The organism is Paeniglutamicibacter gangotriensis Lz1y, from assembly GCF_000348945.1.
GTDB classification, from domain to species: domain Bacteria; phylum Actinomycetota; class Actinomycetes; order Actinomycetales; family Micrococcaceae; genus Paeniglutamicibacter; species Paeniglutamicibacter gangotriensis.
The window spans coordinates 378,372-393,203 of the sequence record NZ_AOCK01000003.1; the positions used below are offsets into that span (position 1 = coordinate 378,372).

A 14,832-nucleotide genomic window follows, 5' to 3' on the forward strand; every position below is an offset into this window, starting at 1 on the left:
CCAAGCCGTGAAGATTCCTGGACAAGCTAGAAACGCGCCTGAGGTAGCCCATCGGAGGGCCAGACCCGCGGGGTCAGCTGTAGCGGCCCAGCACCGCCGCGTACCCTACGCCCAGGAACATCCAGCGTCCGGGCGTCCAGCACCGCCAGCGCGGCTCCCGTAAGGCCGATCCCCGGGGTCAAGGCCATGGCCTCGGTGTCGCCTATCAGTCACCGCGCGCGGCGCGGCGGTTGTGGACCGACCCTGCGCTGTCGATGTCCGTGCCCCGAGGGTGGCCCGCGAGGCCACGGCACAGCTGAGCGTCAGGGAAACCGATGTGCTCATCTTGCTGGGAGCCGGCTTTTCAAATGCCCAGATCGGTTCCCGCGTGCATCTGACCGAGGACACAGTCAAGGGTCACGTCTCGGCGATCCTGCTCAAGCTGGGGGCGGGGAACCAGGTGCAGGCCGCGGTCGTGGCTCACCAGGCGGGTTTGGTTCCGCCTGGTTCCTGAACTCGCGGGCGGCCGGGCACGGCAAGGGTCCTCACGGAGAGATCTCCATGGGGTCCAGACGTGAGTCGGCTGGAGCGCCTAGCGCGCGGGGGTGTCGCCCGGTTCGTCGGGCTGGATCTCCTTGCCCTTTTCCACCAGCTCCTGCTGGAGGGCCTGGGCCTCGCCCCGGTAGCGGACCCGGCGAATCCGGCGGGTCATGTCACGGATCAGGAAGATCGTGATGATCACGACCGCGGCCGTGGCCACAAAACTTGCGAATCCGGGGACAGCGGAATCGGCGGCGTCAGCGGCTGGAACCGGGGACGGACTGACAGAGGCTGCGTACAGCAGGAACGAATACACGCGCGGGGCTCTTTCTCAAAAAGTTGGGGGCCGGATTCACCGACTCGCTACCTATCTTAGACCGGCAAACAGATCGGTCTCTGGGAGTGTGGTCGGAACCGAGGACTTGATCAGGGTGAAGTCCTCCCATGGCCAGGCCTTGGCGTAGATCGCTTCGGGCACGGCAAAGAAGAAACCGGTGGGGTCGATCTGCGTGCGGTGGGCCAGCAGCGCCAGATCGCGATGTTTATAGAAGTCGGCGCAGTGGATCTGCGTGGTGGTTTCGTGTGGCGAAACCCACCCGAAGATCTGGCCCTCCGGGTGCTCTTCCCACGCCGCAATACGTTCGGCATAGGGCGAGTCGATCCCCGCCTCAAGCATGGCGTAGTGCAGGGTCTTGAAACGCTCCGGGGAGAAGGCACGGTCGTAGTACAACTTGGAGGTCTCCCAGGGCTCACCGAGTTCCGGGGAGCTGTCGGCCTTCGACGCTTCCGCGTACGCATACATGGCGATCTTGTGCGCCTGGATGTGGTCCGGGTGCGGGTAGCCACCGTTCTCGTCGTACGCGATGATCACGTGCGGCTTGAACTCGCGGATCAGCTTGATCAGCGGGGCTGCAGCGCGGTCCAGCGGTTGGAGTGCAAAAGCACCGAAAGGAAGCTCCGGCAGCGGGTCTCCCTCGGGCAGACCCGAGTCGACAAATCCGAGCCAGCGGTGTTCAACGCCCAGCACGGCCGCAGCTTCGGCCATTTCCGTGCGGCGGACACCTGCGAGGTCACGGTGGGCGTGGGCCAGCTCGCCCACTGCGGCGTTGAGGATGTCACCGCGTTCCCCTCCGGTGCATGATGCGACCATCACCCGTGCCCCGGCGGCGACGTACGCGGCCATAGTGGCCGAACCCTTTGAAGATTCATCGTCAGGGTGTGCATGGACCGCCAGCAAACGCAGACCCGATGAGTCAACGATGTGTTCCACGTGTCGATCTTCCACCAAGGTAACTCCAAGTTCGTATGCTCGGTTAAGGGTTCCCTTTGCCAAGGCTTAGACTGGTAGGGATGATTTCCCGGCCGCGACGCCCACGAATCGAAAGAGGCGCCATTGTCCAGCTTAACTAATAGGTACGGTTCGCCCAAGCGAGGTCTCTCCAAGCGAACACGTTTGATGTTGATCATCGGAGCCCTAGGCTTGTCGATGGTTGCCGCTTTCTATCTGGCGATGGCCAACCATTCGAGTGTGCAGTTCAGCGACAACTCCTTCGAGGTTCTCTCCAACACCCAATCCACTGCCATCGTCGACATCACCAAGAATGCCGAAGACACCGTGCAATGCGAGGTGCGAGCCATGAACGAGTCCTATGCCATCGTGGGCTGGAAGACCCTGATTGTCGGCCCGTCCGAGGGCAAGGGCTCCACGACCCAGCGTCACAACGTGAACTTGCGCACCGAGGCCCTTGCGACCACTGTTGGCATCGAGGAATGTCGGGTCCTCAAGGTCTCCTGAGCACTTCGTGAGCCTTGTAAGGTTTCACTGCGATTTATGAAGTCGTAGCGACGCGCCACTACGCCAAAAGCTCAACCCCTTGGGCAAATAGCCCAATGGCGGCTAATATCTTTCTAATACGTTATTGCCCCGCTGCAGACCGTGACGGACAAAGTTCATCACAGGCTGTGCGGGGTCTTTGCTTGCTAGATGTTCATCGCATCATCGAGCGAGACCGTCTCGGCATGTTGTTCCCCCAGGGGGTAACGGCCCTGATTACACAAGGAGTACCCCGTGACCACGACCAATCACGAACCAGTTGTTTGGCTGACCCAGGAAGCCTACGACCGTCTGGCTGGCGAGCTTGAGCACCTTTCGGGCCCTGGCCGTGCCGAGATCGTTGACCGCATTGAGCAGGCACGTTCCGAGGGCGACCTCAAGGAGAACGGTGGCTACCACGCCGCCAAGGAAGAGCAGGGCAAGGCCGAGGCGCGTATTTCGTACCTCAAGGACCTCCTGCGCCGTGCACACGTGGGCGAGGCTCCTGCCGACGATGGAATCGTCGAGCCGGGCATGCTGGTCGAAGCCATCATCGCTGGCGACAAGACCACTTTCCTCTTCGGCAGCCGCGAAGTCGCCGGAGATTCGGATCTGGAAGTTTACTCGGAGAAGTCCCCGATCGGCACGGCAGTCCACGGCGCCAAGGCCGGAGACACCCTCAGCTACACCGCGCCGAACGGCAAGGAAATCAGCGTCAAGCTCGTTTCCTGCAAGCCTTACAGCGTCTAGCATTTTTGCCCCGCACCTTGGTGCGCGGCAAATGCTCCTCATGGCCGCCCGCTCCCCCACCGTTTCTGGTGGCGGCGCCGGCGGCCATCAGTCTTTCTGCGCCCGAGCGGATCCACCGGGACAAGATAATGGCCCTCGTTCCCGTCACGCTGCAAGCATGTAAGGGAACGAGGGCCATTACGTCGGCCCGAGGAAATCAGCCCATGATCATGGGCTGGAAGCCTTCGGCACGCAAATTGTTCAGCACCATCTCCGAGTGGGCGTGGCCCTTGGTCTCCATGTCGATGGTGATCGCCACGTCCCCCATGGACAACGATCCACCCACACGGGTGTGGTCCAGGCGGGTCACATTGGCATCGGATTCGGCGATCACCCGTGAGATCGTCGCCAGCTCGCCGGGACGGTCATCAAGCATCATCCGCACGGTGAGGTAGCGGCCGGCCGCCGAGAGGCCACGCTGGATGACCTTGAGCATCAGTAGCGGGTCGATGTTTCCTCCGGAGAGCACCACCACCGTCTTTGCCGGGTTCAGACCCAGTTCTTCGAGCTTGCCTTCGAGCAGCGCGGCGACACCGACAGCTCCGGCAGGTTCGACCACGAGCTTGGAACGTTCCATCAGGAAGACCAGCGCGCGTGCCAGTCCATCCTCGGAGACCGTGACCACTTCGTCAACAAGCTCCCGGATGATTTGGAACGGCAGCTGGCCGGGGCGTCCCACGGCGATGCCATCGGCGATGGTGCGCACGGTGTCTAGCGGCACCAAGGCATCAGCAGCGAGAGAGGGAGGGTAGGCCGCGGCGTTCTCGGCCTGCACTCCGATGATCTTGATATCGCGGCCCAGCTCCTTGGCACGGGATTTGATGGCCACAGCAACCCCTGCCAGCAGGCCGCCGCCGCCCACACCCATCAGTACGGCGTCGACGTCAGGAAGCTGCTCCAGGATCTCCAACCCAATGGTGCCTTGCCCGGCAATGATGTCGGGGTTGTCGAAGGGGTGCACGAACACCGCACCGGTTGCGGTGGCGTAGCGTTCGGCCTCCGCCAGCGCTTCGTCAACATTGTGTCCGTGCAGGATGACCTCGGCCCCGTGGTCGCGGGTGGCCGTGAGCTTGGGCAGCGCCACACCTAAGGGCATGTAGATACGCGCCTGGATGCCCAGCCGCCGTGCCGCCTGGGCTACGCCCTGGGCATGGTTTCCGGCCGAAGCTGCGACGACGCCGCGGGCACGCTCCTCCATGGTCAGTTTGGCCATGCGCACATACGCACCGCGGACCTTGAAGGAACCGGCACGCTGCAGGTTCTCGCACTTCAGGTAGACCTCGGAACCAATGTCCAACGACAGCGCGCGGGAGTGCTCCATCGGCGTGCGGACGGCCACGCCCTCTAGCAGGTCACGGGCCGCTTCGATGTCGGACAGGATCACCGGGAGTTGAGTCTTCTGGATCATGGGAGAGGCTTTCTTCTCGGCGTGGTCTCACGCGGGTGCAATCTAGGGATTGAAGCATTCGATGGCCGGACCTTGGACCGGGGATGACCGGTGCGTTGGTGCGGATCAGGAACCTGGGTCTGGTTCTTCTCCGTCAAGGTCGGCGGGAGCCGGTTCCGCGATGCGGCCCGGCTTGGTAATTCGTGGGCCGCTGGCGGCCGCAAGTTCAGGGGTGCCGGGGTCAAAGAGCGGATCATTTTCCCAGCTGCGGTCGGCAATGTACTTGACCACGGTATTGGACACGGCCAAGACGGGGACGGCGAACAGCGCGCCGGGGATGCCGCCGACAAGGGAGCCGCCGGTTACTGCCATGACCACTGCCAAGGGGTGCAGGCTGACTGCCTTGCCCATGACCAGTGGTTGCAGGATATGGGATTCTGCCTGCTGGACGAACAAGACCACCAACATCATGATCAAGGCGTTGACCCAGCCATTGGCCACCAGTGCCAACAGGATCGCTACTGCCCCGGTGACCAGCGCGCCGACCACAGGAATGAAGGATCCGATGAACACCAGGACACCCAGTGGTAAGGCTAGGGGCACGCCGAGGATCAGCGCGCCCACTCCGATGCCCACCGCGTCGATGAAAGCGACAAAGAGCTGGACGCGCACGTAGGACACCATCGAGCCCCAGCCACGATGCCCGGCGCCGTGCGCTGCGGCGCGCGCCCTGCGCGGCAGCAGGTTGATGAAGAAGCGTCCGATCCGTGGCCCATCAAGCAGCAGGAAGATCAGGGAGAAAAGCACCAGCAGCAACCCCGCCACCAGATGGCCAAGCGTGCTGCCCCAGGACAGTGCACCCGAGAGGATCGATGAGGAGTTGTTCTTGAGCTGGTTCAGGGCGTCTTGGAAGAGCCTGTCCAGGTCTTGGTTGCTCAGCCCGAGGGGGCCGGTGGCGAGCCAGCGCTGGATCTGGCTGACTCCGGTCAGGGCTTGGGCCCAGAGCGACGCGAATCCCGTGGCCAAACGCTGGCCAACGATCGATAGTCCCCCAACAAGCAGGCCCAGGAAACCAATCATGGTCACTCCCACGGCAAGACCCTTGTGGAAGCGCAAGGCACGGACCATGAACGTGACCAGTGGGCTGAGCAGCCCAGCCAGCAGCGCCGCGATCGCCAGGGAAATCGCCAACAGCGCGACATGCGAGAGAAGCCATACGATGATGCCGACGGCCAGCACGATGACGATCAGACGCCAAGACCAGGACGCGGCAATTCGGACTCCGTAGGGCAGGTCCTCAGCCGCGGCATGTTCGGTGTAGGCACTTGCTGGAGGTTCTTGCGCAGGTGCCCCTAACGCAAGGCGCTGTTTGGCAGCCTGGGCACTTTCCTGCATGGCTTCGGTGGCCTCGGCAAGGCGCCTGAGGGCCCGTGGCAGCTTCATGCGCCGACTCCCTGCGGAAGGGGGAGATATTGCGCGCCGTTGCGCGCCGCTATCCCGCTCGCACATTTGGTGCCTGTCAATGCCATAAACATACGCTATCCCTTGAAAGATGCACGCGCGGCATAGATGACGCACATATTGCACAAAAAACGCGGGGCGGTACCCATATCATGGGTACCGCCCCGCGGTGATACAGCAGATTGACTAGTCGTCGCCACGCAGGATGGCCAAAATGCGCAGAATCTCGACGTAGAGCCAGATCAACGTCACGGTCAGGCCGAAGGCGGCCGACCAGGCCATCTTGGCTGGGGCTCCCTGGCGGACGCCCTCGGTGATGTTCGTGAAGTCCAGAACCAGTGCGTAGGTGGCCAGCAAGACCGCCAGCACGCCGATTCCTAGCCCCAGCAGGCCGCTGCGCATGCCGAACATGCCGTCGATGGTGCCGGTCATCATCAGCACGAAGTTCAGCAGCGAGAAGACGCCGTAGCCGATCATTGCGATGAAGAACATGCGGGTCATCTTGGGGGTGGCGCGGTATTTACCGGAACGGTAGAGCACCAGAGTCACGGCGAAGACCGAGAAGGTCGCCAAGACCGCCTGTACGGCGATTCCTGGGTACATGTTTTCAAAGAAGCCGGACAGTCCGCCGAGGAAGATGCCTTCGAACCCTGCGTACAGCATGATCAGCACCGGCGAAGGCTGGCGCTTGAAGGCATTAACCAGACCAAGGACCAAGCCGACTATTGCGCCGACGAGCATCAGGCCCGGCAGCGTCCAGCCGATGGCTGCGCCAATGAGAACTAGGCCGAGGGTCACCATCGTCTTGTTGATGACATCGCCGTAGGTCATGCGGCCGGTTTGCTGCGGCGATGCGGACGGCTGCGAATACATGTCCTGCAAGGCCTGCGAGCTCATCGGTTGAGCATAAGTCGTGGACGCGCCACCCGTTGCGCCGGCCGCACGGGTCTGCTCGCGGTAATTCTTGGAATTGAAGACCGGGTTTCCGCCCAGGGCCATATGTTTCTCCTCGGTAGGGTTGTCAGTTAATAGCCTACGTTGGTTCAACGCACGAAGCGGACCAAAAAATCCCTAAAACAGCACCTTTCTTAGGAATAAACAAACAGTTCACTGCTTTGGCCCCGCGCATCTCTGGATAATGGCGCCGCTCCCTGCATCAGCACTGCCGCCCCCGACCCACTTTTCACTACGAATGCCTCGGCCAGCAACGGCGGGCCTTGACCGGAACGTTACGTAAATCGGCAATCACGTGGCCCACTACATGTTTCTTTCAGCGTTCTTGGCATTACGATTGGCAACAAAGGTGACATGGGCCACATAAAATCCGGTTGGCCATTGTGTCCATGGGGCGGACAACGACGAAAGGGCTTACATCGTGCTTCGTCAAGCCAGATCGGCAGCTGGGAAGTTCGTGGTCGTCCTGGGAATCTTCGTGGGTGCTTTATTCGCCGCGACACTCGCTCCGTCTGCTGCGGCAGCCTCACCCAACCCCTCCTTCCAAGTGCACGCCCCCATGCAACAGCAGGAGTTCTCCATTCGTGGAACCCTGCGTGACGGTAGCGACCCCGTGCCCGAGGTCCGCATCGTCGCCACCTCAAGCACGGGCTTCAGCGCGGAGGTCACCACCGACGCCAACGGCAGGTGGGTCATTGTGGTTCCCGAAAAAGGAACCTACGAGGTGTTGCTGGATGTGGCCACCCTGCCCGAGGGAAAGCCCCTTGCCGAAGGCGAAGCAAATCCGCGCATCGTGGAATTCGGAACGTCCTCGAACATGGGTGTCATCTTCAAGGTCGGAGAGAATGCGGCCGTCGCAACAACTTCCTTCGGTGCGGTTCTCGCCGAGCGCGTGGTTGCAGGCCTGAGCTTCGGGCTGCTGCTGGCCCTCACTGCCGTCGGGCTATCGCTTGTTTTCGGCACCACCGGCCTGACCAACTTCGCCCACGGTGAGATGGTGACTTTCGGAGCGGTTGCGGCATTCGGCCTCGCCGCCATCGGCTTACCGCTTTGGGTCGCCATCGCGGGCGCCATCCTGCTCGGCGGCGTCCTGGGCTGGGTGCAGGACTGGGGATTGTGGCGCCCGTTGCGGCACCGGGGCTCAGCACTGGTCCCGATGATGATTGTCTCGATCGGCTTGGCGTTGGCCATGCGCTACATCATCTTGTTCTTCTTCGGCGGAACCACCGAGCAGCTGCCGTCGGCGCAAAGCCCGCTGCTGAAGGTCGTCGGGGTCACGATTTCGCGCAACACCTTGATCTCGCTGGTGGTATCACTGGTGGTCATTGTCGTGGTGGCGTTGCTGCTGCTCAAGACGCGGTTTGGCAAGGCAACCCGCGCCGTGGCCGATAACCCGGCACTGGCCGCGGCGTCAGGTATCGATGTCGACCAGGTCATCCGGATGGTCTGGGTCGTCGGAAGCATGCTTGCCGCCCTCGGCGGGATCCTCTGGGCCTATTACCGACCTGGCGTCACCTTCAACATGGGCCAACAGATCCTGCTGATGATCTTTGCCGGGGTCACCCTCGGCGGTCTCGGCACGGTCTTCGGTGCGCTCCTCGGCTCGGTACTCGTTGGGCTGATGGTCGAGGTCTCCACCATCTGGCTGGAGGCCGACCTCAAGTACGTCGGCGCATTGGCCGTCATGATCCTGGTGCTGCTGTTCAGGCCCCAAGGGCTCCTTGGACGCGGCGAGCGTGTGGGTTAGAGAGGAAACGGAACATGGACTTCGCAACGATCTTCACCAACGCGCTGACACAGATCATCAGCCCCATCACTGCATCGTACGCACTGGCCGCCCTGGGCTTGGCCGTGCACTTCGGTTATGCCGGGCTGCTGAACTTCGGCCAGGCCGGGTTCATGGCCGTCGGGGCTTATGGGTTTGCCATCTCCACGCTCACCTTCGGTGCGCCGTTGCCGCTGGCACTGCTCATGGCCATTGCCGCTTCCGTGCTTTTCGCACTGTTGCTGGGCATCCCGACACTTCGGCTGCGCGCGGACTACCTGGCGATCGTGACTATTGCTGCCGCGGAAATCGTCAGGTACATCGTCACCACCAACTCGTTGACCGCCGTCACCGGGTCGGCCAACGGGCTGGCGACCTTTGAACGCGGCTTCTTTGCCCTCAATCCCATTCCGCCCGGTGACTACAGCGTTGGACAGTTGCGCTTCAATGAACGCAATCTCTGGATCACGATCATCGCGTGGGGCTTGGTGCTGGTGTGCGCGCTGGCGGTGTGGGGGCTCATGCGCAGCCCCTGGGGCCGGGTCCTGAAGGGAATCCGCGAGGACGAAAATGCCGTGCAGTCGCTGGGGAAGAACATCTTTGTGTACAAGATGGAGGCGTTAGTGATCGGTGGGATATTCGGTTCTCTGGCCGGCATCCTTTTCACTCTTCCCACCGGCGCCGTCCAACCAGCCAACTACGGATCCGAACTCACGTTTTTCCTTTGGACGGCGTTGCTGCTCGGCGGCATGGCCACGGTCTTCGGCTCGGTCCTCGGAGCGATGATTTTCTGGGTGGTGCTCTCCCTGACCCAGGGCATCCTCCTGGGGCTCATCGATGCGGGCGTCATCACCTTCCTGACCAGCATCCAGGCGGGCCAGCTGCGCTACATCCTCGTCGGGGTCGCGTTGATGCTGTTGATGATTTTCCGTCCCCAAGGGATCCTGGGCAACAAGAAGGAGCTGGCATTCTCATGACTGATACATCCCGATTCGCCGACTCCCCCGCAGCGGGCACCTCCCCCGCCTCCGCCCCCGGAAACCAGTACATGGACGATGCCCGGCCCATAGCCGTGGGCACTGCCGGGCCGGGCTGCGCGAAGCGCGACCCGATCATCGTGGCCGACGGTGTCCGCCGGACTTTTGGTGCGCTGAACGCCGTGGACGTGGAGCATGTGGAGATTCCGCGGCACAAGATCACGGCGCTGATCGGTCCGAACGGGGCGGGCAAGACAACCTTGTTCAACCTCCTCACCGGCTTCGACTCCCCAAATGCCGGCTCGTGGACCTTCGACGGCCACGATTTGGCGGGGGTCCAGCCGCACCGGGTGGCCTGCCTCGGCATGGTGCGGACTTTTCAGCTGACCAAGGTCATGGGCAAGCTGACGATCATCGAAAACATGCGGTTGGGCGGCCAGGACCACCCCGGCGAAAGCCTCTGGCGGTCCCTGCTCCCCTGGCTTTGGAAGCCCCGGGAGCAAGAACTCACGGCGATCGCCGATGAATTGTTGATCAAGTTCAAGCTGGCCGAAAAACGTGAGGAGTATGCTGCATCCCTCTCCGGCGGCCAACGCAAGCTCCTGGAAATGGCCCGTGCGCTCATGGCCGACCCGAAGCTGATCATGCTCGATGAGCCGATGGCCGGGGTGAACCCGGCGCTGACGCAATCGCTGCTTGACCACATCAAGAATCTCAAGGCCAGCGGAACCACCGTGCTGTTCGTGGAGCACGATATGCACGTGGTGCGGCACATTGCCGACTGGGTCATCGTCATGGCCGAGGGCCGTGTGGTGGCGGAGGGGCCACCCCGGGAAGTCATGAAGGATCCGGCCGTCATTGACGCGTACCTCGGTGCCCACCATGATGTGGACCTGGGAACGGCCGGGGGTACCGCGCAATTGGAGGATGCCCTGAGCGAAGACGAGGAATCGGTGATAGGCACCGAAGACGCCGGCGAACTGCTTGCCCCTCGCGCCCCGGACACCACCGCTGACGAACCGGAGGTCAGACCATGAATACGTCGCTGCAACCCGCGGTTGTCACGGTCACCGATCTGGTCGCTGGCTATCTGCCCGGGGTCAACATCCTCAATGGCTGCAATCTCGAGGCCCGCGAGGGCGAGCTCATCGGAATCATCGGTCCCAACGGGGCGGGCAAGTCCACGCTGCTCAAGGCCATGTTCGGGCTCGTCAAGGTGCATTCGGGGACCGTGGTGGTGCACGGTGACGACCTGACGGGCCTCAAGGCCAACAAGCTGGTCAGTCGTGGACTGGGATTCGTGCCGCAGAACAACAACGTTTTCACGTCCCTGACAATTGAGGAAAACCTGCAAATGGGGGTGTTCCAGCGACCCAAGGACTTCGCCGAGCGTTTTGACTTTGTCGCCTCGCTTTTCCCCGAGCTGGGAAAGCGCAGGGGCCAACGCGCGGGTTCCCTCTCCGGAGGGGAACGGCAAATGGTGGCCATGGGGCGCGCGCTGATGATGCAACCTGCAGTGCTACTACTCGACGAGCCCTCTGCCGGGCTCTCACCCGTCAAACAGGACGAAACGTTCCTGCGGGTGCACGAGATCAACCGCGCCGGTGTGTGCGTGATCATGGTCGAACAGAACGCCCGGCGTTGCCTGCAGATCTGCGACCGCGCCTATGTCCTGGATCAAGGACGGGATGCACACACGGGCACGGGACGTGAACTGATGAAAGACCCCAAGGTCATCCAGCTATATCTCGGCGATCTCGCCGAAACCGTGGAACGCGAAGAAGCCGATTGACCCCGGTGTGGATGGCCGGCAACACCCCGGCGTATCGCACCACACGGTGGCGGGACCGATCCTCCGATCGGTCCCGCCACGGCGGTGCTTGGTCTGCGGAGCCGGCCTAGACGGCTCCGGCCTCCTCGCGCAGTGGTTGCGGCACGTTGTTCTCGTCGTATTCGAAGATCCCCATGATCCCCTCGGTGATGTCACCGTTCCCGTCGAAGCTGATCGGGCCCGAGATGCCGTCGTAATCGATGTCCTTGCCGTCGTCGAGAAGCGTCTTGCAGGTGGCGAAGTCGTTGCACTTTTCGCCGTCGCGCGAGACACTTTCCAGTTCCTTGGCAATCGCCGCTGGATCGACCGACTTCGCGGCCGTGGCGGCGAGGGCAATCAACGTGGTGGCATCGTAGGACTCAGCGGCATAGTTCCAGTCTTTGAGGCTGTCATTGACTGTTGCCAGGCGGTCCTTGAAATCTTCGGCGGCGAACGAGCCGGGCTGCGTTCCCTTCGCTCCCTTGAGGGTCCCCTTGTCGAAGTCCTTCGAGTAATCGGTAACGTTGCCGTCAACAAAGTACATCTGCGTGGGTTTGATGCCCTTCTGGATCAGCAGTGGAATGATGGAGCGGGCTTGGTCGAAACTCAGGATGGCAATGGCATCCGGCTTGGCCGCGACGACCTCGTCCACCTGCGAGGAAAATTGCGAATCTCCCTCGTTGAACATGGATTCGGCCACGATCTCGCCGCCGGCACCTTCGACGGCGCCTCGGATGTTCTTGGCCAGTCCCGTTCCGTAGGCGTCGTTGAGCACGATCATCCCCACGGTGGCGGCTCCCTCGCCCACCATGACATTGCCGAGGATGCGTCCCTGCATGACATCCGAGGGCGCGGTGCGCCAGTACAGGCCCTTGTCGTCCCAGTCCGTGAAGTCAGGAGAGGTGTTGGCCGGGGACATCATGAGCGTTCCAGCGCCGGTGATCTGGTTGATCACGGTCTTAGTGACTCCGGAGGAAGCTGCCCCGATGATCGCCGAGACTCCCTGCCCCAGCATCTCGGTGCTGGACTGCGTGGCAATGTTCGTCGTGGTGTCACCCGAATCGCGGTGCATCGCAGTGGCGTCCTTGCCGTTGACGCCGCCTGCCGCATTGATCTCCTCGACGGCCAGGTCCACACCTGCAGTCATCGGGGGCCCGAAGAAGGACAGCCCGCCGGTGTTCGGCAGCAGGGTGCCCAGTTTGAGCTCCCCGTCCCCGGCTGGTGCTGCGGCCGAGTCCGCCGCGGGGCTGGTTGTCGCATCACCGCCTCCGCCGCCGCAGGCAGTGGCAGTCAGAGCCAGGGCGGCTCCGATGGCTAGAAAGCGACTTCGTCGAGCAAAACGCGATGGGGTATGGGCGACCATGTCGTATCTCCTCAAAAGTATGCCTTCGAGGCAAGCGCCCTTCCGGCTGCCGAGTGTCCCCAGCTACTAGGAACGTAACGTAAATCACACCGCAATATAAGGCGTGGTTGATTACATGCCTATAACGAGTGGCCAAAGGCCTGAAATGGGAGTCGGACTTCGACCACATCCGCACCTCTGTACGTCGGGAACACCTCGCTGACTCCGATGGCTAACCGGAAACCCACGGATGGCCTGTGGGAGTGGTCCGGCCGCGGGCGCAAGCTGTCTCAGTCGTCACCACGGCAAAAAAAATCTGGCTCCTACTTCCCTGTAAACAGCGGGAAGTAGGAGCCAGATTTTTTGTACCCCCAGTGGGACTCGAACCCACAAGCCTTGCGGCAGCTGATTTTAAGTCAGCCGTGTATACCATTCCACCATGGGGGCCTACCCAACCAAGCGTACAAGAACGTTTCCACGAATGAGAAACGAACGTGACACCGGAAACGGGAGGCGGTGCGTGGCACCGCCGTCACACGGAGAGACCCCGGGCTGTGGGCCTATCACTGGCCCGGGATCCGTGTGGCGGCGACACCACCGCGGTCGACCTTTGTTGCTAGGCGCGCGGCTTCGGGGTTGCGGCCTCAACGAAGGTCGCGCGCGGGTTTTCGAGGTTGTTCAACTGCAAGGTGTCGCGGGTGAAGAACAACGCCACCATCCAATCGCCCAAGACGCGGAACTTGCGCTCGAAGGTCGGCATGGCCATGCCGTGGTAGCCGCGGTGAGCCATCCATGCTGGCCAGCCCTTGAGGTGGACACCCATGACCTTGGCAACGCCCTTGTTCGCACCGAAACCAGCAACTGCGCCGAGGTTCTTGTGCTTGTAGTTCTTGACGCGTCCAACACCGTAGCGGGTTGCGTAGAGGTTGTGCGCGAGCAGCTTGGCCTGACGAACCGCGTGCTGTGCGTTCGGGACGCAGGTGCCGTCGGGCAGGCCACCGGTGACATCGGGCACTGCCGAGACGTCGCCCGCGGCCCAAGCACCCTCGATGGCTACGCCGTCTTCACCGGTGATGCGCAGGTCGGTGCCGGTCATGACACGGCCGCGAGCCTCGATCGGGAAGTCGGTGGAGCGAACCATCGGGTTAGCCATAACACCGGCGGTCCAGATCAGCGTGTCCGATTCGAAGGTTTCGGCTGCGGACTTGTCGGGCATGTTGATCAACGCGAGCTTGCCGTCGGTAGCGTCGGCCAGCGAGGTATTCAGCAGAACCTCGATACCGCGGCTGCGCAGGTGGTCAACAACCCACAGGGCCTGGTCTTCGGTCACCTCGGGCATGATGCGGCCCATGGCTTCAACCAGGACGAAGCGCATTTCGTCCTTGCCGATGCGACCGTTGAGCTTGGCCGCGTGGCGGGCCATGTCCTCGATCTCGGCAATGGTCTCGATGCCGGCGAAGCCGCCACCGACCACAACGAAGCTCAGGGCGCGCTTGCGCTCGGCTGCATCGGTCATCAGGGACGCCGATTCGATCCGCTCAAGGATCTTGTTGCGCAGGGCAACGGCTTCCTCGATGGACTTTAGGCCGATGCCGGAATCTGCCAGGCCCGGGATCGGGAAGGTTCGGGTGATGGCGCCGGCGGCCATGACCACATCGCGGTATTCGAGCTCGAAGGGCTCGCCGACAACCGGGACAACGACCGCCTTGTTGTTCTTGTGGTCGATCGCCGAGACGCGGCCCGTGATCAGTTCAGCGTGCTTGAGGTGCTGACGGTGCGAAACCACGACGTGGCGCGGTTCGATCTGTCCACCTGCGACCTCGGGCAGGAACGGCTGGTAGGTCATGTACGGCAGTGGGTCCACGACGGTGACGATACCGCCATGGTCCTTGACCTTCTTCTGCAGCTTCATTGCGACATAGAGTCCAACGTAGCCGCCGCCGACAACAAGAGTGCGCGGGCGATCGGAAAATTGTGTAGTGATAGGCATATGCCCCATACTATCCCCAAAAACA

At 62.3% G+C, this 14,832-nt stretch carries 14 protein-coding genes and 1 tRNA gene; 7 read left to right on the top strand and 8 right to left on the bottom strand.

Annotated features, from left to right (window positions below; all coding sequences use genetic code 11):
* The first annotated feature begins 232 nt into the window (after positions 1–232).
* Positions 233–493, top strand: a complete 261-nt coding sequence (locus ADIAG_RS06915) for a response regulator transcription factor (RefSeq protein ID WP_007270620.1) — start codon at positions 233–235, stop codon at positions 491–493.
* A gap of 78 nt (positions 494–571) precedes the next feature.
* On the opposite strand, the gene ADIAG_RS21835 is transcribed toward ADIAG_RS06915, so the two are convergent.
* Both ADIAG_RS21835 and mca read right to left on the bottom strand, forming a co-directional pair.
* Complete coding sequence (locus tag ADIAG_RS21835) at positions 572–835, bottom strand: hypothetical protein (RefSeq protein WP_007270621.1); 264 nt, start codon at positions 833–835, stop codon at positions 572–574.
* 51 nt (positions 836–886) lie between these two features.
* Entirely contained in the window at positions 887–1,780 is an 894-nt protein-coding gene (gene mca, locus ADIAG_RS06925) for a mycothiol conjugate amidase Mca (protein ID WP_085940361.1), read from the bottom strand.
* Between the two features lie 195 nt (positions 1,781–1,975).
* Between mca and ADIAG_RS06930 the strand changes: the two genes are divergently transcribed.
* Together ADIAG_RS06930 and greA are read left to right on the top strand one after the other, a co-directional pair.
* Complete coding sequence (locus ADIAG_RS06930) at positions 1,976–2,314, top strand: DUF4307 domain-containing protein (RefSeq protein WP_051059850.1); 339 nt, start codon at positions 1,976–1,978, stop codon at positions 2,312–2,314.
* A gap of 273 nt (positions 2,315–2,587) precedes the next feature.
* Complete coding sequence (greA, locus tag ADIAG_RS06935) at positions 2,588–3,082, top strand: transcription elongation factor GreA (protein ID WP_007270624.1); 495 nt, start codon at positions 2,588–2,590, stop codon at positions 3,080–3,082.
* Between the two features lie 196 nt (positions 3,083–3,278).
* Here the strand turns inward: greA and ilvA are convergent, their stop codons facing one another.
* From ilvA to ADIAG_RS06950, 3 genes are all read right to left on the bottom strand, one after another.
* Positions 3,279–4,529 carry a threonine ammonia-lyase gene (ilvA, locus tag ADIAG_RS06940; RefSeq protein ID WP_007270625.1) on the bottom strand — a complete coding sequence of 417 codons (1,251 nt, stop codon included), beginning with the start codon at positions 4,527–4,529 and terminating at the stop codon, positions 3,279–3,281.
* 105 nt (positions 4,530–4,634) lie between these two features.
* The gene (locus tag ADIAG_RS06945) at positions 4,635–5,951 is read right to left on the bottom strand and encodes an AI-2E family transporter (protein WP_007270626.1); all 1,317 of its coding nucleotides are present in this window, start codon (positions 5,949–5,951) and stop codon (positions 4,635–4,637) included.
* Positions 5,952–6,155: 204 nt separating this feature from the next.
* On the bottom strand, positions 6,156–6,968 hold the full coding sequence (locus ADIAG_RS06950; RefSeq protein ID WP_007270627.1) for a Bax inhibitor-1/YccA family protein: 813 nt from the start codon (positions 6,966–6,968) through the stop codon (positions 6,156–6,158).
* 433 nt (positions 6,969–7,401) lie between these two features.
* On the opposite strand from ADIAG_RS06950, the gene ADIAG_RS06955 reads away from it, so the two are divergent.
* The 4 genes from ADIAG_RS06955 to ADIAG_RS06970 are packed head-to-tail and all read left to right on the top strand — an operon-like array spanning position 7,402 to position 11,457.
* Positions 7,402–8,670: a branched-chain amino acid ABC transporter permease gene (locus ADIAG_RS06955; RefSeq protein ID WP_043473951.1), complete on the top strand. Its 1,269-nt coding sequence runs from the start codon at positions 7,402–7,404 to the stop codon at positions 8,668–8,670.
* Between the two features lie 14 nt (positions 8,671–8,684).
* Complete coding sequence (locus tag ADIAG_RS06960) at positions 8,685–9,665, top strand: branched-chain amino acid ABC transporter permease (protein WP_007270629.1); 981 nt, start codon at positions 8,685–8,687, stop codon at positions 9,663–9,665.
* Complete coding sequence (locus tag ADIAG_RS06965) at positions 9,662–10,702, top strand: ABC transporter ATP-binding protein (protein ID WP_007270630.1); 1,041 nt, start codon at positions 9,662–9,664, stop codon at positions 10,700–10,702. Before ADIAG_RS06960 ends, ADIAG_RS06965 begins: the two co-directional genes overlap by 4 nt.
* Positions 10,699–11,457 (top strand): ABC transporter ATP-binding protein, encoded by a 759-nt coding sequence (locus ADIAG_RS06970; protein ID WP_007270631.1) that lies wholly within the window; start codon positions 10,699–10,701, stop codon positions 11,455–11,457. The genes ADIAG_RS06965 and ADIAG_RS06970 overlap by 4 nt, the downstream gene beginning before the upstream one ends.
* A gap of 106 nt (positions 11,458–11,563) precedes the next feature.
* On the opposite strand, the gene ADIAG_RS06975 is transcribed toward ADIAG_RS06970, so the two are convergent.
* The 3 genes from ADIAG_RS06975 to ADIAG_RS06985 form a co-directional block, all read right to left on the bottom strand.
* Complete coding sequence (locus tag ADIAG_RS06975) at positions 11,564–12,838, bottom strand: ABC transporter substrate-binding protein (RefSeq protein ID WP_007270632.1); 1,275 nt, start codon at positions 12,836–12,838, stop codon at positions 11,564–11,566.
* Between the two features lie 345 nt (positions 12,839–13,183).
* Positions 13,184–13,264: transfer RNA gene (locus ADIAG_RS06980), tRNA-Leu, on the bottom strand.
* Between the two features lie 169 nt (positions 13,265–13,433).
* Positions 13,434–14,807 carry an NAD(P)/FAD-dependent oxidoreductase gene (locus ADIAG_RS06985; protein ID WP_007270633.1) on the bottom strand — a complete coding sequence of 458 codons (1,374 nt, stop codon included), beginning with the start codon at positions 14,805–14,807 and terminating at the stop codon, positions 13,434–13,436.
* Positions 14,808–14,832: the final 25 nt, after the last annotated feature.

What these genes read in the sequence shown, in the direction of transcription:
- ADIAG_RS06930 (WP_051059850.1), top strand. Translation starts at nt 1,976, where the DNA reads ATGTTGATCATCGGAGCCCTAGGCTTGTCGATGGTTGCCGCTTTCTAT.
- ilvA (WP_007270625.1), bottom strand. Translation starts at nt 4,529, where the DNA reads ATGATCCAGAAGACTCAACTCCCGGTGATCCTGTCCGACATCGAAGCG.
- ADIAG_RS06945 (WP_007270626.1), bottom strand. Translation starts at nt 5,951, where the DNA reads ATGAAGCTGCCACGGGCCCTCAGGCGCCTTGCCGAGGCCACCGAAGCC.
- ADIAG_RS06950 (WP_007270627.1), bottom strand. Translation starts at nt 6,968, where the DNA reads ATGGCCCTGGGCGGAAACCCGGTCTTCAATTCCAAGAATTACCGCGAG.
- ADIAG_RS06960 (WP_007270629.1), top strand. Translation starts at nt 8,685, where the DNA reads ATGGACTTCGCAACGATCTTCACCAACGCGCTGACACAGATCATCAGC.
- ADIAG_RS06965 (WP_007270630.1), top strand. Translation starts at nt 9,662, where the DNA reads ATGACTGATACATCCCGATTCGCCGACTCCCCCGCAGCGGGCACCTCC.
- ADIAG_RS06970 (WP_007270631.1), top strand. Translation starts at nt 10,699, where the DNA reads ATGAATACGTCGCTGCAACCCGCGGTTGTCACGGTCACCGATCTGGTC.
- ADIAG_RS06975 (WP_007270632.1), bottom strand. Translation starts at nt 12,838, where the DNA reads ATGGTCGCCCATACCCCATCGCGTTTTGCTCGACGAAGTCGCTTTCTA.
- ADIAG_RS06985 (WP_007270633.1), bottom strand. Translation starts at nt 14,807, where the DNA reads ATGCCTATCACTACACAATTTTCCGATCGCCCGCGCACTCTTGTTGTC.